Source organism: Conexibacter woesei DSM 14684, from assembly GCF_000025265.1.
In the GTDB taxonomy this organism is placed as follows: Bacteria; Actinomycetota; Thermoleophilia; order Solirubrobacterales; family Solirubrobacteraceae; genus Conexibacter; species Conexibacter woesei.
Genome location: NC_013739.1, coordinates 780,324 through 798,223 on the forward strand (window position 1 = coordinate 780,324; position 17,900 = coordinate 798,223).

Sequence of the window (17,900 nt, forward strand, 5' to 3'; positions counted from 1 at the left end):
GGGGCCTCAGGCCGTGGCCGCGGCGCGCAGCAGCTCGCCCGCGACGCGATCGGTCGCGTCGCCGGTGCCGGCGAGCAGCCGCCGCGACAGCTGCGCGCGGCGGAAGAACAGCGGCGCGTCGTGCTCCCAGGTCGCGCCGATCCCGCCGTGGACCGAGATCAGCTCGCGCGCCGCGAAGTCGAGCGCGCTGCCCGCCGCCGAGCGCGCCGCGCTCGCCGCGACCGCGAACTCGGCCGGCGCGTCTCTGCGGGCCCAGCCGGCGTAGTAGAGCAGCGAGCGGGTGTTCTCCGCCCGCCGCAGCACCTCCGTCAGCGCGTGCTTCACGGCCTGGTAGGAGCCGATCGCGCGGCCGAACGTGTAGCGCTCCTTCGCGTACTCGACCGAGCGTCTCAGCGACTCCTCGACCGCGCCGAGCGACTCCGCCGCGATCAGCGCGTGCGCGAGGAACCAGGCGTTCGCCAGCTCCTCCTCGCCGACGTCGAGCAGCCGTCCGCGCGCGCCGTCGAGCGTCACGTGGCCGAGCTGCCGCGTCGCGTCGTACGCGCTCGCCGGCTCGACGCGGACGCCCGCGGCCGGCGCACCGTCGCGCACGGCGTCGACGAGCACCGCGACCGGCTTCACGCCGTCGAGCGCGAGGACCACGAGCGTGCCGGCGCCGGGGGCGTCCGGCACCCAGCTGACCTCGCCGCTGACGGTGACGTCGTAGCGCCCGCCGTCGTCCTCGCCCGCGCCGAGACCGCCGACGGCCGGCGCGGGCGCCCGCCGCTTGCCGGCGCGCGGCTCGGCGGTCCAGGCCCCGTCGCGGTCGTCGCCCGGCCGCAGCGGCACGAACGCCGCGCGCTCCTCGCCGGCGGCGAGCGCCGCGAGCAGCTTCGGGTGCTGGCCGTCGGCGTCGAGCAGCGCGGTCGCGGGCAGGTGCCCGAGCAGCGGCACGCCCGCGAGCACGCGGCCGCACTCGACCAGCACCAGCATCGCGTCGAGCGCGCCGAGGCCCGCGCCGCCGTGCGCGTCGCCGATCAGCAGCCCGGTCCAGCCGGCCTGCGAGGCGGTCGGCCAGAGGTCGGGCAGCGCCGCGCCCTCCAGCGCCTCGCGAGCGGCCTCGACCGTTCTGACACGTCCGAGCGCGTCGCGCGCGGCCTCCTGCAGGAAGACCTGCTCGTCGGAGAGCTCGAAGTTCATGCCTTCACCTCCTGGCGTTCCTTGGCGCGCAGCTCCGAGAACGGGATTCCCTTGTCCAGGCGCGGCTCCGGCGGCAGGCCGAGGACCCGCTCGCCGATCGTGTTGCGCAGGATCTCCTCCGTGCCGCCGGCCGACTTGAGGCCCGGCAGGAACGAGATCAAGTCGGCCCACTCGCCCGCGTCGAGCGTGCCCGGACCGCGCACGTCGGCGATCAGGTCGCCGGCGGCGATCGCGGCGTTGACCGCGGTGACCTTGCCGAGGCCGGCCTCCGGCCCTGGGATCTGGCCGCGGCTGATCGCGGTCAGCAGGCGGTAGCCGGTGAAGCGCAGCGCGAGCAGCTCGGTCGCCAGCTCGCCGAAGGCGTGGCGCACCTCCGAGTCGTTCGCCGCCTCCTCGTCGGCCGCCAGCGCGGCGGCGAAGCGGTCGGCGCGGTAGCCCATCCCCTCGCTGCCGGCGCCGATCGTCAGCCGCTCGAACATCAGCGTCGTGAGCGCGACGCCCCAGCCCGCGTCGACCTGGCCGACCTCGCTGCCGGCCTCGACGCGCACGTCGTCGAAGAAGACCTCGTTGAACTCCGGCTCGCCGGAGATCTGCCGCAGCGGGACGATCGTGACGCCGGCGGCGTCCATCGGCACGACGAACATCGTCAGGCCCTTGTGCTTCGGCACGTCCGCGTCGGTGCGCGCGAGCAGCAGGCCGAACGAGGAGAACTGCGCGTTCGTGGTCCACACCTTCTGGCCTGTGATGCGCCAGCCGCCGTCGTCGTCGCGCTTGGCGCGGCACTGGATGCCGGCGAGGTCGGAGCCGGCGGCGGGCTCGGAGAAGAGCTGGCACCAGACCTCGTCGCCGTGCAGCATCGGCGCGAGGTAGCGCTGCTTCTGCTCCTCGCTGCCGTGCGCGATCAGGGTCGGGCCGAGCATGCCGACGCCGATCACGTCGAGGATCCCGGGCACCCCGGCGCGCGCGATCTCCTGGTTGACGATCACCTGCTCGAGCGGTCCGCGTCCCTGGCCGCCGTGCTCCTTGGGCCACGTGACGCCGACGAAGCCGGCCTCGGCGAGCCGTCGCTGCCAGGCGCGGTGCGCGGCGACCCCCTCGGCGTCGTCGCCGGTGCCGCGCTCTCTCGGCGCGTTGGCGGCGTTCTGCTCGATCCAGGCGCGCACCTGCGTGCGGTACTCCGCCTGTTCGGGCGTGTCGTTCAGGTCCACGACGCTCCTTCCTGACTGGCTAGTCGGCCAAATCTCTCGTGCCGAGGACCATACCGGCCTTGCCCGCGCCGTCCGCCGCCTGCCGCCCCGCTCGACCGCTCAGACGCGCGCGCCGTTGCGCGCCGACATCGTGACGAGGACGAAGAACGCACGGTACGCGGGCGTCTGCGCGTGCTGGCGGAGCAGGTCGAGCGCTTCCTCGGCCAGCGTGATCGCGTCCAGCGCCTGCTCGTGTCCGAACAACACGACCCGGTCGTAACTCGCCGATTGGCGCATGTCTTGGAGCATGCGAATCGATCTGATGACCGCGAGGAGGTGGCCGGGCAGCGGGTGGGGCTGCTCGTCATGGAGGAGTTCCCACGCGGCGACACGTCTCGTGTGCCAGGTGGGATCGGCCGCCGCACGGTCCAGTCCTTGGACGAGCTGCCCGGCGTCGAGCAGCGCCCGGTGACTGAACCAGCGCACGAGCTGTGCGATGGCGACCGAGACCGCAGGCGACGCGGCATCTTGCGCGGGCCGGCCCGCGATCTGGGTCGCGGCGCGCCGGCACACGTCATGGAAGACGGCGTAGTACGCGGCGGAGATCGCCGCACGCAGGTCTTCCTGCGGCGCGTCGGGGTCGTCGACCAGCCGGCGGGCGTGCGTGAGCAAGGTCGAAGCGTCGAGGTGGTCGAGCGTCGTCATCGCGTCTCCCGCCCGTTGCCGTAGTTCGGGTGCTCGGACCTGAGGAGGACGACGCTGTCCATCCAGGGGTCGATGCGACGAATGGCGTCGTACGCGAGGTCGGAGATCGCCTTCGTCGCTTCGCGCGGCCAGGTCAGCTCGTCGTCGGCGGTGTCGGTGATGATCAAGGTGACGAGGATCGCGTCAGAATCGTCGTCGAGGGCGGAGAAGGGCCGGCCGAACTGCGCCTCGAGCACTCTCACGCCGTCGACCTCGAACCCGACGACGTCTCGGAGGATCGCGTCCATCATGCGGTGGTAGGGGGTCGTGAAGTGCATGCCGAGAACGCTAGATCCCCACCCTCACGCTGTCGCCACCATCTACGTTGGAAACTGTGCCAATTCTCCGCAGTGGTGCGGAGAACCTGCGCAGCGGAAGCGCCGCTCCGTCAGCCCGCGCCGCTGGCGAAGCCAGCGTCGAGCAGTCTGCGCGCCTGGCGGCCGGGGTCGGGCGAGTTCAGCAGTACGACGATCAGACGCCGGCCGTCGCGGCGGACGCTCGCGACGAAGCAGCGGCCGGCGGCCTCGGTGTAGCCGGTCTTGATCCCCTCCACGCCCGCGTATCTCATCCGCAGCAGGGGGTTGTGGTTCGCGAGCCAGACCCTCCCGCCTCTGATCGGCAGCGGCATCACCGCCAGCGGCGTCCGCACGACGCGCGCGAGGCGCCGGTGCCGCAGCAACTCGCGCCCGAGCAATGCCAGGTCTGGCGCGCACGACCAGTTGCCGCTGTCGACGATGCCCGACGGCGAGGCGAAGCGCGTGCAGGTGAGCCCCAGCTCGCGCGCTCGCGCGTTCATCAGCCGCACGAATCTCGCGACCGAGCCGGAGACGTGCTGCGCCAGTGCGATCGCGGCGTCGTTGCCGGACGGCAGCATCAGCCCGTACAGCAGCGTCTCGGTCTGCACGCGGCGGCCGACCGGCAGCATGCCGACGCCGGAGCCGGTGTACGCGACCGCCTGCGGCGTGATCGGGACCGGCTCGCGCGGCTTCGTGCGCTCGGCGACCAGCAGCGCGGTCATCATCTTCGTCACGCTCGCGATCGGCAGGCGCCGCTCGGCCTCCAGCCGCCACAGCACCCGCCCGCTGCCGGCGTCGACCAGCAGGCCGGCGCGCGGCGGCTTGCGGAAGCGCACGTCCAGCTCGCCGCCCGCGGCCGGGATCCGACCCCACTCGTGCGGCTGCGGGGTCGGCGGCGCGTCGGCGACGACGCCGTCGTCCGGCGCGGCGCCGGCGGGCGGAGCCGGCGCGTCCGGCGCCCCGTCCGCGCCGGCCGCGGTGTCCGGGCGGCCGTCGTCGAGGCGCTGCGAGATGAGCCCCGCCGTGAGCAGCACGACCGCCGCCGCCAGCACGAGTACGACGATCCGGCGCACGCGCGCACCGTAGCAGCATGCGGAGCACGCCCCGGGGCGCGTCGGGTACGGTCGTCGGATGGGAGCGGGAGCCTTCCGGAGGCGTGTCGCGGCGAGCGGGAGCGCGCTCGCGGCGCTCGGTGCGCTCGCGCTGCTGGGCGCCGTCGCCGCGCCCGCCCAGGCGTGGCGGACGCCGACGCAGGAGGAGCTGGTCGCGCTCGCCGGTGCGACCGGGCCGCCGTCGGACCCCGCCTGCGTGGACGGGCGGATCTCGACCGTCGACGACCGCTGGGGCGCGGTCTTCGCCAGAGCCGATGGCGACTGCCCCGACATCGAGCGGATCTGGGTGCTTCAGCGGACCGCTCCCGGCACGCCGGGCAGCCGCTGGAGAGAGCTGCGCCAGGGCCTCCGCTTCGGCGTCTGCGAGCAGGACCTGCCGGGGATCCCGGACGCCGCCGGCGCCGACCTCGGCGTCTGCGAGCCGCCGTCGAGACGCGTCTACGTGCCGGCCGGGACGAGACTGGCGTTCAAGCCGCGGACACTGCCGTACAGCCGCAACTCGTCGGTCACCGGCGTGCGCTGGACGAGCTGGGGCGGCGCGACCGCGACCGGCCGCGGCACGTTCGTCTATCGCGACGCCTACGGCGGCTTCCGCGTCGGCGTGACCGTGACGCTGGCGGCGATCGACCTCTGCGGCAGCAGACGGACCTACCTCGTCAAGCGCGTCGCGGCGCTGCGCCCGCAGGACCGCGACGAGGTGCAGAGCTACAGCGGGCGCTGGCCGATCCATTGCCCGGCCGAGCCGGGCGGCGTGCCGCGCGCGAGCGTCGCCGGCACGCCGCGCTGACCAGCGCCGGCGCTACTTGCGCCGCGGCGGCTGCGCCATCGCGCCGATCACGCCGACGGCGAGCAGCACGACGATCGGGAGCGAGACGACGCCCATCGCGGTCACCCCGTTGACGGCGAAGTCGCGCAGCGTGAAGAACGCGAGCGCGGCGATCAGCACCAGCGACGCGCCGAGGATCAGGTTGCGAGCGTTCATGCGGGGACCGCTTTCGCGTCGTACCGGGGAGGGACCTGCTTGCGCCGTTGCGCGAACAGCCGGATCGCGAGCAGGCCGAAGACGAAGCCGCCGACGTGGGCGAAGTACGCCACGCCGCCGCTCTCGCCCGCGACGTCGCCGAGCGACGTCGCGCCGACGAGCGCCTGCTCGGCGAACCACAGCCCGAGCAGCACCCATGCGGGCAGCTCGATCAGCGTGAAGAGCAGGATCACGAAGACGACGGTCACGACCCGCGCGCGCGGATAGAGCAGGATGTAGCCGCCGAGCACCGCGGCGATCGCGCCTGAGGCGCCGATCGTCGGCACCGCCGAGTCAGGGTCGATCGCGACCTGCAGCCCGATCGCGGCGAGGCCGCCGAGCAGATAGAAGAGGACGTAGCGCCAGCGCGACATCGAGTCCTCGACGTTCGCGCCGAAGATCCACAGGAACAGCATGTTCCCGAGCAGGTGCAGGATGCCGCCGTGGAGGAACATCGAGGTGACGAGCGTCAGCCACGCGTTCCCGTTCTCCGTGTCGCCGCCGATCGAAGCGACGGTCGCCTCGCCACCGCCCTCCAACTTCACCTGCTGGCCCTCGCAGACCGGCGCCCCGCCCGTCTGCAGCTGCGAGCCGTCGGCGAGCTGTGCGGTCGTCCCGCACTGCGACGACGGATGCGTCACGTGGTAGGGGATCGCGCCGTACTGGATGACCTCCTTGTCGCGCGGCCCGCTCGTGATCCCGCCGCTCTGGATCAGGAAGTAGACGAGCACGTTGATCACGATCAGCGCGACGGTGACGATCGGGAAGCGATCGTTGGGGAGGTTGTCCTTGAGCGGGAACAGTGCTGCGCACTGCGAGTTCCACGACGGCGCGCCGTTCCGCGGGGCGCCAGTGGGAACTCGCGGGTCGAGAAGAGCGTCTCTGGATTATGCGGCCAGCGGGCCGACGCCGGGCCGGTCCTGCGGCACGTGCTGGTCGGCGTGGTACGAGGAGCGCACCAGCGGACCGGCGGCGATGTGGTCGAAGCCCAGCTCGTACGCGGCCGCTTCGAGCGCCTTGAACTCGTCCGGCTCCCAGTAGCGCACGACCGGCAGGTGGCGCTCGGTCGGGCGCAGGTACTGGCCGACCGTCAGCACCTGCACGTGATGCTCGCGAAGGACCTTGAACGTCTCGACCATCTCGTCGTGCGTCTCGCCGAGCCCGACCATCAGGCCGGACTTCGTGACGACGTCGTCGCCGCCCATCAGCTTCGCGTTCTTCAGCACGCGCGCGGAGCGCAGGAACTCCGAGCCGCGGCGCGCGACGGGGTAGAGGCGCGGGACGACCTCGCAGTTGTGGTTGAAGACGTCCGGCCGCTCGGCGATCACCTTCGCGAGCGGCATCTCCTGGCCGCGGAAGTCGGGCGTGAGGACCTCGACCTTGCAGTTCGGCGCCTGCATCCGGATCGAGCGGATCACGCCGACGAAGGCGGAAGCGCCGTAGTCGGGCAGGTCGTCGCGGTCGACCGACGTGATGACCGCGTGGCGCAGCCCCATCTTCGCGACCGAGCGGGCGACGCGGGCGGGCTCGAGCGGATCGTTCCAGGTCGGCTTGCCCGTGTTGACGTTGCAGAAGCCGCAGCGCCGGGTGCAGGTGTCGCCGAGGATCATGAACGTCGCGGTGCCGCGCTCCCAGCACTCGCCGACGTTCGGACAGGCCGCCTCGACACAGACCGTGTTGAGGTTCTCGTCCTTGATCATTCTCGTCAGCTCGCGGTACTTGGGACCGCCGGGCGGCGGCACCTTGAACCACGCGGGCTTGCGCTCGCGGAACGGCCGCACGTCGCTGCCGAGCACCTTCAGGACGTCCATCCCGCCCGGGTTCGCGCGTGAGCGCGTCTGGTGCTTGCGTTCGTCCGTCGCGCTCATGAGTCTCCTGACGATATCGCGCTTTGCCGTTCAGACAGGGTCCGGCTGAGGGTCCGGCTCCGGCAGCTGCACGTCGAGCGCGGCGACCGGCATCTCGACCGCGTGCTTGCCGAACGCCTCCGCGAAGCGGGCGACGATGCGGTCGGAGAAGCTGCGGACGGCGTCGGAAGGCTCCCGCGCGAGCGCGAACGGCTCGCTCGCCGGCGGACGCGTCAGCGCCGTCTCACCGCGCTCGTCGGCGATCGAGGTCATCCGCACGCCGGGCAGGCCGCAGGCGACGACCCACTCCCACGGGCGCATGTCGTTGTCGACGTTGACGGCGAAGCCGTGCGTCGCGACGTGGTGGGCGACGTGGACGCCGACGGACGCCAGCTTGCGGTCCTCACCGACCCAGACGCCCATGTAGGCGGGGCCGTCCTCGGGTCGCGAGTGGGCCTCGATCCCCTCGTCGGCGAGCGCTGCGACGAGCGCGTCCTCGAGCTGATGGACGTACGCCGCCACCTCTCTGACGCGGACGACCGGGTAACCGACCAGCTGGCCGGGGCCGTGGTAGGTCAGCAGGCCGCCGCGCGGCACCGTCACGACGTCGATCCCCTGCTGCTCGTACCACTCGGGCGCGAACCCCAGCTCGCCCTCTCTGGAGCGGCGCCCGCGCGTGTAGACCGGCGGGTGCTCCAGCAGCAGCAGCGTGTCGGGCAGCTCGCCGTCCTGGCGCTTGACGCGCACCGCCTCCTGGAATGCGAGCGCGTCGCGGTAGGGGACGACGCCGAGGCGCACGACCCACAGCTGGTCCTTCGCCGACTTCGCCATCTAGTGGTGCTCCCAGCTCTCCAGCCGGCGCCGCACGGCGCCGAGGAACTGGGCGGCGAGCACGCCGTCGAGCGCGCGGTGGTCCCAGGAGAGCCCGAGGACCGTCTGCGGGCGGATCGCGATCATGTCGTTGCCTTCGTCATCGGTGACCACGATAGGGCGTTTGACGACGGCTTCGAGATCGAGGATCGCCACCTGCGGCTGATTGATCACCGGCGTCGCCATCAGCGAGCCATATTGGCCGGGGTTCGTGATCGTGAACGTGCCGCCGGCGACGTCGTCGGGCGTGAGCTGCTTGGCGCGCGCTCGCGCAGCGAGATCTCTGATGCGCACGGCGAGCCCTTCGGCCGACAGCTCCTGCGCGTCGCGGATGACGGGGACGATCAGCCCGTCCTCACCGAGCGAGACGGCGATGCCGAGGTGGACCGCGTCGTGCTGCCGATAGCGCTCGCCGTCGAGCGTCGCGTTGAGCGCCGGGAACTCGCGCAGCGCCTCGACGGCCGCGCGCGCGACGAGCGGGAGCGCGGTCGTTCCGAGCGCTCTGCGCGCGGCCTCGACGCGGCCCATGTCTGCCTCCATCCACGTCGTGCACGTGGCGGCGGTGTCGAGCGAGCGCTTCATGTGGGCGCCGATCTGGCGGCGCATGCGCGAGAGCGTCTCGCCCTCGGCCGGGTCGGCGCCCGCCGCCGGCGCGGCGGCCGGTGCCGGCTCGGGTCTGTACGGGCTCTCGATGTGGAGCGGCGGCTCGGCGGGAGCGGGAGCGGCCCGCTCGCCGGCGCGTTGCGCATCGAGGAAGGCGAGCACGTCCTGCTTGCGGACGCGTCCGTCGCGGCCGGTCCCGGTCACCTGCGCGAGGTCGACGTGGTGCTCGGCGGCGATCCGCGTGACGACGGGCGAGTAGTGGCGGCTGTGGCCGTTGCCGGCGGCGTGCGCGGGCGCCGCGCCGGTGCCGATCCGCGCGAGCACGGTCCCGACGTCGACCGTCTCGCCGGCCTGCACGACGATCTCGGCGAGCACACCGCTCGCGGGCGCCGGCACCTCCGTGTCGATCTTGTCGGTCGAGATCTCGCAGATCGTCTGCTCGGCGGCGACCGCCTCGCCGGGCGCGACGCGCCACTCGACGACCGTCCCCTCGGCGACCGACACGCCCATCTGCGGCATCGTCACGTCGACGAGCTGCTCAGTAGGCGAGGAGGTCACGGCACGCCTCCTTCACGCGCTCGACGCCGGGCAGGACGGCCTGCTCCAGCGGCGGGGAGAACGGGATCGGCACGTCGGGCGTCGCGACCCGGACGACCGGGCCGTCGAGGTGCTCGAAGCCCTTCTCGGCGATCAGCGCCGCGACCTGCGCGCCGGCGGCGCAGGTGCTGTTGGCCTCGTCGAGCACGACGACCTTCGAGCACTTGCGCACGCTCGCGAGGATCGCCTCCTCGTCGAGCGGCTTCAGCGAGCGCAGGTCGAGCACCTCGACCGAGGCGCCGTCGATGTCCGCCGTCGCCTCCAGCGCCGTATGCACCATCGCGCCGTAGGCGATCACGACCAGCTCATCGCCCGCACGCGCGACGCGGGCGCTGAAGTCGGTCGTGTAGGTCCCTTCCGCGACCTCGCCCTTGACGCGGCGGTAGAGGTGCTTGTGCTCCAGGTAGACGACCGGGTTGGGATCGCGGATCGCCGAGATCAGCAGACCCTTCGCGTCCTCGGGCGTCGACGGGGCGACGACCTTTATCCCGGGCGAGTGCATGAACCACGCCTCGGGGTTCTGCGAATGGAACGGGCCGCCGGAGAAGCCGCCGCCGCTCGGCAGCCGCACCGTGATCGGGACCGCGAGCCCCTGGCGGTAGTGCATCTTGCCCGCGACGTTGACGAGCTGGTCGAAGCCGCAGGCGATGAAGTCGGCGAACTGCATCTCGCAGACCGGCCGCATGCCGACGACCGCCGCGCCGACCGCGGTGCCGACGATGCCGGACTCGGCCAGCGGCGTGTCCATCACGCGATCGGCGCCGAACTCGTCGACGAAGCCGTCGGTGACCTTGAAGGCGCCGCCGAACGTGCCGATGTCCTCGCCCATCGCGAAGACGCGATCGTCGGCGCGCATCTCCTCGCGCAGGCCGTCGGAGATCGCCTGGAGATACGTGAGCGTGGGCATCTACGCCTCCCTGCCGGCGCCGGCCGCCGCGAAGCCGCTCCACGGCGCGCGCCCGTCGCCGAGCGGGATGGCATCGCCCTCGGCGAAGACGCCGTCGAGCACGGTCGCCGGGTCGGGCATCGGCGCCGCCAGCGCCTCTTCGGTCGCGGCGTCGACCGTCGCCTGCACCTCGGCGCGCAGTGCCGCGACGTCGACCGGCTCGGAGAGCGCGGCGAGCCGCCGTTCCTGCTGCTCGATCGGGTCGCGCTCGCGCCAGTGCGCGAGCTGCTCGGGCGGCACGTACTTCATGTCGTCGTGCGCCGCGTGGCCGTGCATCCGCATCGTGACGGCTTCGACCAGCGTCGGGCCGCCGCCGGCGACCGCGCGGGCACGCGCCTCGCGCACGACCTCGAACATCGCCTCGACGTCGTTGCCGTCGACCGTCACGCCCGGCATCCCGTACGACCTCGCCCGCTCGACCGGGTCGACGGCGTACTGCTGGGCCGTCGGCGTCGAGTAGGCGTACTGGTTGTTCTCCAGCACGAAGATCACGGGCAGCCGCTGGACCGCGGCCCAGTTGAGCGCCTCGTGGAAGTCGCCGCGCGAGGTCGAGCCGTCGCCGAAGAACGTCAGCGCGGCGCGCGCCTCGCCGCGCAGCTTGAACGCCATCGCCATGCCGGTCGCGACGAGCATCATGTCGGGCAGCATCGAGACCATCCCGACGCAGCCCAGCTCGGCCGCGCCGAAGTGGACGTTGCCGTCGCGGCCGCCGGTGACGCCGGTCGCGCGGCCCATGTACTGGGCGAGGATCCGCGCGGGCTCGACGCCGCGCACGACGTGCGCGGCGAGGTCGCGGTGGAGGATGCAGAGGCGGTCCTCCGCCGCCATCGCGTACGCCGCGCCGGCGGAGACGGCTTCCTGGCCGTACCCGTCGTAGAACGAGCCGGGGACCTTGCCCTGGCGGTAGAGGCTCATCGCGCGCTCCTCGACGATCCGCATCGTCAGCATCGCGCGGAGCAGATCGACCCGGTCGGTGCGGGTCAGGTGGACCGATACGTCAGCGGGCGGTTCCTCGGCCGCTGCGGCCGGTCGGGCGGTCTGCGTCGCCATCCTGCGCTCTCCCTTTCAGTTCGTGAACCGGGATCGGGATCTCCGCCCGGCTCCCTGCGTGCTCGATCCGGGATCTCCGTTCGGGCACGACCACAGGGGACACATCACTCATGAGGGTACTCCCGTCCGCACCCCCCGACCGGGTGGGTGAGCCCACGTTCGTCGGAATGTCACGCTTCCGACCGGGTGCGTTTGGCGGGGGGAGCCCTAGGATCCAGCGGCGATGAGAAACCTGCTCGCCGGAATCCACGACTTCCAGCGCGAGGGCTTCCGTTCTCAGCGCACCCTGATGGAGCGGCTCGCGGTCGAGGGACAGAGACCGCAGATCGCGCTCGTCAGCTGCTCGGACTCGCGCGTGCTGCCGGAGATGTTCACCCAGGCGGCGCCGGGCGACATCTTCCTCGTCCGCAACGCAGGCAACATCGTGCCGGCGGCGACCGTCGCCAACGGCGCGCCCGGCGAGGCGGCGTCGCTGGAGTTCGCCGTCGAAGTGCTCGGCGTGCGTGACGTCGTCGTCTGCGGCCACACGCACTGCGGCGCGGTCGACGCGATCCTGAACCCGGAGACGATCGCCGGCCTGCCGAACCTCGAGCGCTGGCTGCTCAGCTCGCAGGAGACCGGGCGGATCGTGAGAGAGCGCTATGGGCACCTCGAAGGTGACAGCCTGATGCGTGTCGCGGTCGCCGAGCACGTGCTCGTGCAGCTGGAGCACCTGCGCGCGCTGCCGTTCATCGCGCGGCGCTTGGAGGAGCCGGACTTCGCGATCCACGGCTGGGTCTACGACATCGTCACCGGCGAGGTCGTCGTCTACGACGTCGACGCCGGTCGCTTCCGCGACCTCGACTGACGCCTCACTACGCTCCTGCGATGGAGCGCGTGTGGTCCTCCCGGCTGCGCTGGCGCCTGCGCGGAGCGTGGCTGGCGCCGCTGCTCGTCGTCTTCGTCGTCGCCGACGGGATCCTGCTGTCGCGGCTGCCGATCTCCGGCGAGGGACCGGATCTGGTCGGCGGGCTGCTGCTGTCGGCGTTCTTCAACCTCGTCGCGGTCGCCGCCGTCGCGCCGTTCGTGGGCATCGCGGTGCGCCGCCGCCGGCCCGATCTGCCGGCGTTCGTCGCGCGCGACCGCGCCGGCGCCGCGCTCGTGCTGGCGATCGCCGCGGCGCTGCTCGCCGGCGGGCTGCTGCACCACGGCGAGGTCGAGCGCAACCGCGCGGCGATGCGCGACGCGCTCGCCCGCGGTCAGGCGTGGATCGGCGCGAGCCCGAGAGCGGACGCGGCGATCCGTCGCCACGTGCGGACGGCCGACGTCGTCGCGATCGTCGACGGGCGCGTCTTCCGCGTCTGCGTGCAGCGCCCGAGCGACCCCCGCAGAGCGTTTTGCGCGGTCGTCGACACGGACGCGAGCTACCCCGCCGGGATCAGATACGGCGGCGCCGAGCCGAACCAGTCGTTCAGCGCGGGCTGGCGCTGACCTCAGCCGCCGCGGGGCGGCTCCGGCTGCGCGCCGTCCTCGCGCGGCGCGAGCTGGAGCTGCCACCAGCCGACGTCGCGCCACGCGCCGGCCTTCCAGCCGATTGCGCGGTAGATGCCGACCTGCTCGAAGCCGAACGCCTCGTGCAGGCCGACGCTGCCCGCGTTCGGCAGCGTGATCCCCGCGCACGCGATCCGGAAGCCGCGCTCGCGCAGCAGCGCCAGCAGCGGCTCGTACAGCGCGCGCCCGACGCCGCGGCGCTGGAACGCCGCGTCGACGTAGACCGACACGTCGGCCGCCCAGCGGTAGGCGGCGCGCGTGCGATGCGGGCCGGCGTAGGCGTAGCCGGCGACGCGGCCGTCGCGCTCGTCGACGAGGAAGGCGTGGGTGTGCGACAGCTGCTCGATCCGGCGCGCGAGCTCGGCTGCACCGGGCGGCGTCTCCTCGAACGAGGCGGCGCTGTCGACCACGTACGGCGCGTAGATCGCCGCGCAGGCGGCGGCGTCGCGAGCGGGGTCGGCGGGGCGGATCATCGCGGCACTGTGGCACACGGCCGCGCTCGCACAGGATTAGGGTGGCGACGACGGCGATCGACGACGACCGGGAGGCGGACGGCGATGGGCGAACGGGACCACTACGAGCACGGTGTCCCGTGCTGGGTCGATCACGCGTCCGGCGATCCCGACGGCGCGGCCGCCTTCTACAGCGTGCTGCTCGGCTGGGAGACGCAGGACACGATGCCGCCCGACGCGCCCGGCCGCTATCTGATGTGCACGCTCGACGGCAAGGAGGTCGCCGCGATCAGCACGCAGCCGATGGAGGGCGTGCAGCCGGCCTGGAACACCTACGTCGCGGTCGACGACGCCGACGCTGCCGCGGCGTCGGCGGCGGAGGCGGGCGGGACCGTGCTGGCGGGTCCGTTCGACGTCTTCGACGCCGGCCGGATGGCCGTCGTGCAGGACCCGGCCGGCGCCGTCGTCTCGCTGTGGCAGGCCGGCGTGCACAGCGGCGCCGCGCTCGTCAACGAGCCGGGCTCGCTCGCCTGGAACGAGCTGACGACGCGCGACGTCGAGGGATCCGAGCGCTTCTACGGCGCCGTCTTCGGCTGGCGCACGGAGGCGATGGAGTTCGGCGGCGGGCGCTACTTCACGTGGTACCGGCGCGGCGACGGGACGCCCGACCCGGAGACCGCGATGGGCGGGATGATGCCGATGGACGGCGAGATCTGGCCGTCCGATCTGCCGCCGCACTGGATGACGTACTTCGCCGTCGAGGACGCCGACGCGACCGCCGCGCGCTGCCGCGAGCTGGGCGGCGCCGTCGCGGTCGCGCCGTTCGACACGCCGGCCGGCCGCATCGCGGTCCTCAACGACCCGGTCGGCGCGGTCGTCTCGGTCATCCAGATGCCGGCGGCGTGACCTCGGGCGGATGGTCGGTCTCGCCGCCGAGGACGGCGCCGACCGCCGCGCAGGCGACGAGCACGAAGCCGGCGCCGACGAGCCAGGAGACGAGCGCGATCGCGATCCCGATCGAGCCGTAGCGGTCGGCCGACTCGGCGATCGAGTCCGGCATGTAGACGACCGAGGCGATGCTGAGGCCGGTCATCCCGACCGACGTCAGCACGGCGGAGGGCACCAGACGGTGCCAGTCGACGCGCTGCGCGAGCAGCACCCACGGCGTGAACAGCCACAGGACTGCGCCGCCGCCGAGCGCGACGATCAGCGACACGAGCGGGCCGGTGAGGTCCTCGATCCACGAGCGGACCCCGGCGAAGAGGGTCGCCCACACGATGATCCCGGCGAGCCACTTGAGCCCGGCGACGCTGCCGGCCCAGCCGCGCGCCTGCAGCCGCCACGCGTTCTCGTAGACGCGCTGGAGCGCACGCGTGAAGCTGAGGCTCGAGCCGATCAGCAGCGCGATGCCGACGACGGAGATCGCGCCGCGCGTCGTGTCCGGCCGGGCGAACGTCTCGCGAACGATGTCGGCCGTGCTGCCGCTCAGGTGGAACCGTCTGATCAGGCTGTCGGCAGCGCTGTCGGCACCCGGCAGGTACGCGTTCGCTATGACCATCAGCGGCACGAGCGCGGTGAAGGTGAGCGAGCCGAGCGCGACCGCGCGGTCGACGAACTGCATCTGCACGAGCCGGTCGAGGCAGGCGCGCACCAGCTCGACGGCACGCGCGGGGACCGTCCGCCCGGCGATCGGCCGGCTCAGCCATGCGAGCGGGTCGCGTGGCTCGTGCGGCTCTGTCGTCATGCCCAGTCCGCGGGCACGTCGGCGCCGCCTTCCTGCGCAACGCGCGCGCCGAAGCGGACGAACGCGGGCTGCGGCGAGATCCGTCCCGCGACGAGGCTCTCGCCGAGCCCGAACAGCGTCGCCTGCTCGATCAGCGCCGCCGGCACGAACGAGAAGACGCTGGCCGCGTAGGCGGCGTCGGCGGCCGAGTTGAGCCGCATCAGGACGAGGTTGTCGCACTGCGAGACGACGTTCTGGTGGACCTTCTGCGGCCGCTGCGTCGCGGCGAGCAGGTAGATGCCGAACTTGCGCCCCTCCGCCGCGATCCGCACGGCCGCGTCGGTCGCCAGCGCGGTCAGCGCATCGCCCGGCGCGGCCGGGCAGACGTTGTGCGCCTCGTCGATCACGACGAGCAGCGGACGGCGTGCCGCGCGGCGCTCCCACAGGCGCGTCAGCAGCGCGCCGGAGACGAGCGCCTGCTCCTGCTGGTCGGGCAGCGCGCCGAGGTCGACGACGAGGCAGCGCCAGTCGTCGCGGTCGAGCGCGTCCAGCAGCGAGCCCTGCTGCTCGCGCGCCCACACCGCGAAGCGGTCGACGCCGAGGTTGCGCGCACGCGTCGCGATCCGCATGCCGTCGCCGGCGAGCGTCCGCTCCAGCGCGGCGAAGTCGCGCGGGCGCTCGTCGGCGAGCAGCCGCGCCAGCTCCGCGTACTCCTCGCGATCGTCGATCGGGTCGAGCCGCAGCAGCGCGGCGTGCGCGGCCGACGTCAACTCGGGGAAGCGCAGCCGCAGGCGCTCGTCGGCGCTGTCCGCGGCCGGCTGGGCGCCGTGCACGACGATCGACGCCGCCGCCTGCGCCCACGTCGCCGCCGCGCCCGCGTCGGCGCCGGGGTGCGCCTCGCGCAGCCGCACGAAGTCGGAGTTCGGGTCGAGCACGATCACGCGCAGCTCGGTCCGCAGCAGCAGCTGCTCCAGCACGACGCCGAGCGAGTACGTCTTGCCCGAGCCCGACTGCCCACAGAAGAACGTGTGGCGGTCGAAGCCGCGCGCGTCGAGCGCGTACGGGACGCCCGGCGCGGTGCTCAGCTCGCCGACCGGCAGCGGGGCGCGCGCGCCGCCGCGCTGCTCCAGCCAGGCGGCGACCTCCACCGGCGTCGCCGGTCGGGCGGTCGCGTCGTGGAACGTGCGCGGGTCGTCGTCGACGAGCCGGCCGGCGCCGCGCGCGCTGCGCACGACGAGGCGCGTCGAGATGCTCTCGAGCACCGCTCTGTCGACCGGCAGCGCGAGGTTCGCCGCCTCCTCGCGTACCAGCTCCAGCGATTCGAGCAGCCCGAGGCGTGTCCCGCCGTCGCCGCCGTCGAGCGCGACGTAGCCGCCCGGCCGCAGCCGCAGATCGTGCAGCGACGCCTGGACGGTGAAGCGGCGGCCGTCGAGCGAGCTGGCGAGCGGCAGCACGGCGCGTTCGAGCTGCTCGCGCAGCGCGCGGTAGTCGGCGAGCCGACTGGGGAGCGCTTCGAAGGCGGTCATCGACCCCATCATTGCGCGGCCGGCGGGGGCGCGCCCCCGGGTGCGGCGGCCGCCGCGTCTTCCGGCGCGACCGCGCCCGCCTGCTCCAGCTCCCGCTTGCACTGGGCCCGCAGCAGCACCATCCCGGCGCCGAGCAGCACGCCGAAGATCACGATCGACAGCGGGCGACGCAGGACCGACAGCGGCCCCCACGCGACGAGCGCGAGGTACGCGAGCGCGGCGGTGCCGTACGCCGCCGCGGGCTGCGCGACGAGCGCGGGCGCGAAGCGGGCGCGCAGCCAGACGGCGCGGCGGCTCGGCCCGGCGAGCCAGGCGCCGAGGACGGCGAACAGCCCGACGACGATCGTGACGAGCGCCAGCTCCGCGAGCAGCGTCGTGGCGATCCGCCAGACCGACGACGCGGTCGGCTCGAGCGAGCCGTCGCCGGCGATCGCGTCGACCAGCTGGTGGCCGGCGACGCGCCGCACGATCAGCACGAGCAGGCCGGCCGCCGCGAGCGTCGCGCCGGCGCTCAGCAGCGCGCGGCGGCGGGCGAGCGGCGCGAGCCAGATCGCGCCTCCGTAGAGGGCGAGCGCCAGCAGGCCGGGCAGCCACGACAGCGTGTTCAGCACGTCGCCGATCGTGCGCAGCGTGTCGAGCTGGTCAGGTCTGATGATCACGATCCGGTTGCGCGGCGGCGGCAGCTGGTCGATCCGGTCGCCGCTGAAGCCCGCCTCCTGCGCGATCTGCTTCGCCAGCGGTCGCAGGTCGAGCACGACGCCGCGGCCCGCGACGACGGTGCCGCCGCCTTCGACCAGCTCGACGAGCTGCTGCTGCGTCAGACGGTTGGCGTCGACCCACAGCTGCTGGACCTTCGGCGCGGCGAGCAGCCGCTCGGTGGCGCGCTGCGCGAGCTCTCCCACGAGCGCGCCGGCCTGCGGCGCGAGCGGCTGCAGGCGTGGCGGCAGCGCCTCCTGCAGCGCGGCGGTGGTGCGCGAGCCGTCGGCGATGTTCGCGGCGATCTGGTCGGCGAGCGGGTTGCGGATCGTGTCCTCGCGCAGCAGCGCGGAGCTGGTGCGGACCCAGTCGTCGGTGTTGAGGAGCTGGCGGTCGACCCACGTGCCCAGCAGCGCGACGAACGCGCAGAGGGCGGCGAGCCCGATGAGGATGCGGCTGCGGATCGGCATGAACACAACGCTATCCGGAGTGTGGATACTTGGCGAATCGCCAAATTCCTC

The 17,900-nt window shown here is 73.2% G+C and carries 20 protein-coding genes; 4 read left to right on the forward strand and 16 right to left on the reverse strand.

Annotation, left to right across the window (positions count from 1 at the left end; all coding sequences use genetic code 11):
* Nucleotides 1-6: 6 nt before the first annotated feature.
* The 5 genes from CWOE_RS03670 to CWOE_RS03690 all read right to left on the reverse strand — a co-directional run bounded on the left by CWOE_RS03670 (nt 7) and on the right by CWOE_RS03690 (nt 4,479).
* The gene (locus CWOE_RS03670; RefSeq protein WP_012932221.1) at nt 7-1,179 is read right to left on the reverse strand and encodes an acyl-CoA dehydrogenase family protein; all 1,173 of its coding nucleotides are present in this window, start codon (nt 1,177-1,179) and stop codon (nt 7-9) included.
* Nucleotides 1,176-2,387, reverse strand: coding sequence for an acyl-CoA dehydrogenase family protein (locus CWOE_RS03675; RefSeq protein ID WP_012932222.1), 1,212 nt, complete (start codon nt 2,385-2,387; stop codon nt 1,176-1,178). Before CWOE_RS03675 ends, CWOE_RS03670 begins: the two co-directional genes overlap by 4 nt.
* Before the next feature lie 99 nt (nt 2,388-2,486).
* Nucleotides 2,487-3,071 carry a hypothetical protein gene (locus CWOE_RS03680; RefSeq protein WP_012932223.1) on the reverse strand — a complete coding sequence of 195 codons (585 nt, stop codon included), beginning with the start codon at nt 3,069-3,071 and terminating at the stop codon, nt 2,487-2,489.
* Nucleotides 3,068-3,388 (reverse strand): hypothetical protein, encoded by a 321-nt coding sequence (locus CWOE_RS03685; protein ID WP_012932224.1) that lies wholly within the window; start codon nt 3,386-3,388, stop codon nt 3,068-3,070. The genes CWOE_RS03680 and CWOE_RS03685 overlap by 4 nt, the downstream gene beginning before the upstream one ends.
* A gap of 110 nt (nt 3,389-3,498) precedes the next feature.
* On the reverse strand, nt 3,499-4,479 hold the full coding sequence (locus CWOE_RS03690) for a D-alanyl-D-alanine carboxypeptidase family protein (protein ID WP_012932225.1): 981 nt from the start codon (nt 4,477-4,479) through the stop codon (nt 3,499-3,501).
* A 58-nt stretch (nt 4,480-4,537) separates the two neighbouring features.
* Here CWOE_RS03690 and CWOE_RS03695 point away from each other — a divergent pair, with 58 nt between their 5' ends.
* Nucleotides 4,538-5,305 carry a hypothetical protein gene (locus tag CWOE_RS03695; RefSeq protein ID WP_012932226.1) on the forward strand — a complete coding sequence of 256 codons (768 nt, stop codon included), beginning with the start codon at nt 4,538-4,540 and terminating at the stop codon, nt 5,303-5,305.
* 12 nt (nt 5,306-5,317) lie between these two features.
* Here the strand turns inward: CWOE_RS03695 and CWOE_RS03700 are convergent, their stop codons facing one another.
* The 7 genes from CWOE_RS03700 to CWOE_RS03730 all read right to left on the reverse strand — a co-directional run bounded on the left by CWOE_RS03700 (nt 5,318) and on the right by CWOE_RS03730 (nt 11,452).
* Nucleotides 5,318-5,500: a hypothetical protein gene (locus CWOE_RS03700; RefSeq protein ID WP_012932227.1), complete on the reverse strand. Its 183-nt coding sequence runs from the start codon at nt 5,498-5,500 to the stop codon at nt 5,318-5,320.
* Entirely contained in the window at nt 5,497-6,279 is a 783-nt protein-coding gene (locus CWOE_RS03705; protein WP_012932228.1) for a rhomboid family intramembrane serine protease, read from the reverse strand. Before CWOE_RS03705 ends, CWOE_RS03700 begins: the two co-directional genes overlap by 4 nt.
* A gap of 147 nt (nt 6,280-6,426) precedes the next feature.
* Nucleotides 6,427-7,407 (reverse strand): lipoyl synthase, encoded by a 981-nt coding sequence (gene lipA / locus CWOE_RS03710; protein WP_012932229.1) that lies wholly within the window; start codon nt 7,405-7,407, stop codon nt 6,427-6,429.
* A 30-nt stretch (nt 7,408-7,437) separates the two neighbouring features.
* On the reverse strand, nt 7,438-8,217 hold the full coding sequence (gene lipB / locus CWOE_RS03715) for a lipoyl(octanoyl) transferase LipB (RefSeq protein WP_012932230.1): 780 nt from the start codon (nt 8,215-8,217) through the stop codon (nt 7,438-7,440).
* Entirely contained in the window at nt 8,218-9,417 is a 1,200-nt protein-coding gene (locus tag CWOE_RS03720) for a dihydrolipoamide acetyltransferase family protein (RefSeq protein ID WP_012932231.1), read from the reverse strand.
* Entirely contained in the window at nt 9,398-10,363 is a 966-nt protein-coding gene (locus CWOE_RS03725; RefSeq protein WP_012932232.1) for an alpha-ketoacid dehydrogenase subunit beta, read from the reverse strand. The genes CWOE_RS03720 and CWOE_RS03725 overlap by 20 nt, the downstream gene beginning before the upstream one ends.
* On the reverse strand, nt 10,364-11,452 hold the full coding sequence (locus CWOE_RS03730) for a thiamine pyrophosphate-dependent dehydrogenase E1 component subunit alpha (RefSeq protein WP_012932233.1): 1,089 nt from the start codon (nt 11,450-11,452) through the stop codon (nt 10,364-10,366).
* 223 nt (nt 11,453-11,675) lie between these two features.
* Here CWOE_RS03730 and CWOE_RS03735 point away from each other — a divergent pair, with 223 nt between their 5' ends.
* Together CWOE_RS03735 and CWOE_RS03740 are read left to right on the forward strand one after the other, a co-directional pair.
* Nucleotides 11,676-12,299 carry a carbonic anhydrase gene (locus tag CWOE_RS03735; RefSeq protein ID WP_012932234.1) on the forward strand — a complete coding sequence of 208 codons (624 nt, stop codon included), beginning with the start codon at nt 11,676-11,678 and terminating at the stop codon, nt 12,297-12,299.
* Nucleotides 12,300-12,319: 20 nt separating this feature from the next.
* Nucleotides 12,320-12,922 (forward strand): hypothetical protein, encoded by a 603-nt coding sequence (locus tag CWOE_RS03740; RefSeq protein ID WP_012932235.1) that lies wholly within the window; start codon nt 12,320-12,322, stop codon nt 12,920-12,922.
* Between the two features lie 2 nt (nt 12,923-12,924).
* On the opposite strand, the gene CWOE_RS03745 is transcribed toward CWOE_RS03740, so the two are convergent.
* Nucleotides 12,925-13,455 (reverse strand): arsinothricin resistance N-acetyltransferase ArsN1 family B, encoded by a 531-nt coding sequence (locus CWOE_RS03745; RefSeq protein WP_012932236.1) that lies wholly within the window; start codon nt 13,453-13,455, stop codon nt 12,925-12,927.
* Nucleotides 13,456-13,539: 84 nt separating this feature from the next.
* On the opposite strand from CWOE_RS03745, the gene CWOE_RS03750 reads away from it, so the two are divergent.
* Nucleotides 13,540-14,340: a VOC family protein gene (locus CWOE_RS03750; protein WP_012932237.1), complete on the forward strand. Its 801-nt coding sequence runs from the start codon at nt 13,540-13,542 to the stop codon at nt 14,338-14,340.
* Here CWOE_RS03750 and CWOE_RS03755 read toward each other — a convergent pair.
* From CWOE_RS03755 to CWOE_RS03765, 3 genes are read right to left on the reverse strand one after another with little or no spacing between them, the layout of a single operon-like run.
* Nucleotides 14,318-15,178, reverse strand: coding sequence for a YhjD/YihY/BrkB family envelope integrity protein (locus tag CWOE_RS03755; protein WP_012932238.1), 861 nt, complete (start codon nt 15,176-15,178; stop codon nt 14,318-14,320). The two genes, CWOE_RS03750 and CWOE_RS03755, sit on opposite strands and share 23 nt — an antisense overlap.
* The gene (locus CWOE_RS03760; protein WP_081425587.1) at nt 15,175-16,683 is read right to left on the reverse strand and encodes an ATP-binding protein; all 1,509 of its coding nucleotides are present in this window, start codon (nt 16,681-16,683) and stop codon (nt 15,175-15,177) included. Before CWOE_RS03760 ends, CWOE_RS03755 begins: the two co-directional genes overlap by 4 nt.
* 8 nt (nt 16,684-16,691) lie before the next feature.
* Complete coding sequence (locus tag CWOE_RS03765) at nt 16,692-17,849, reverse strand: hypothetical protein (protein WP_012932240.1); 1,158 nt, start codon at nt 17,847-17,849, stop codon at nt 16,692-16,694.
* Nucleotides 17,850-17,900: the final 51 nt, after the last annotated feature.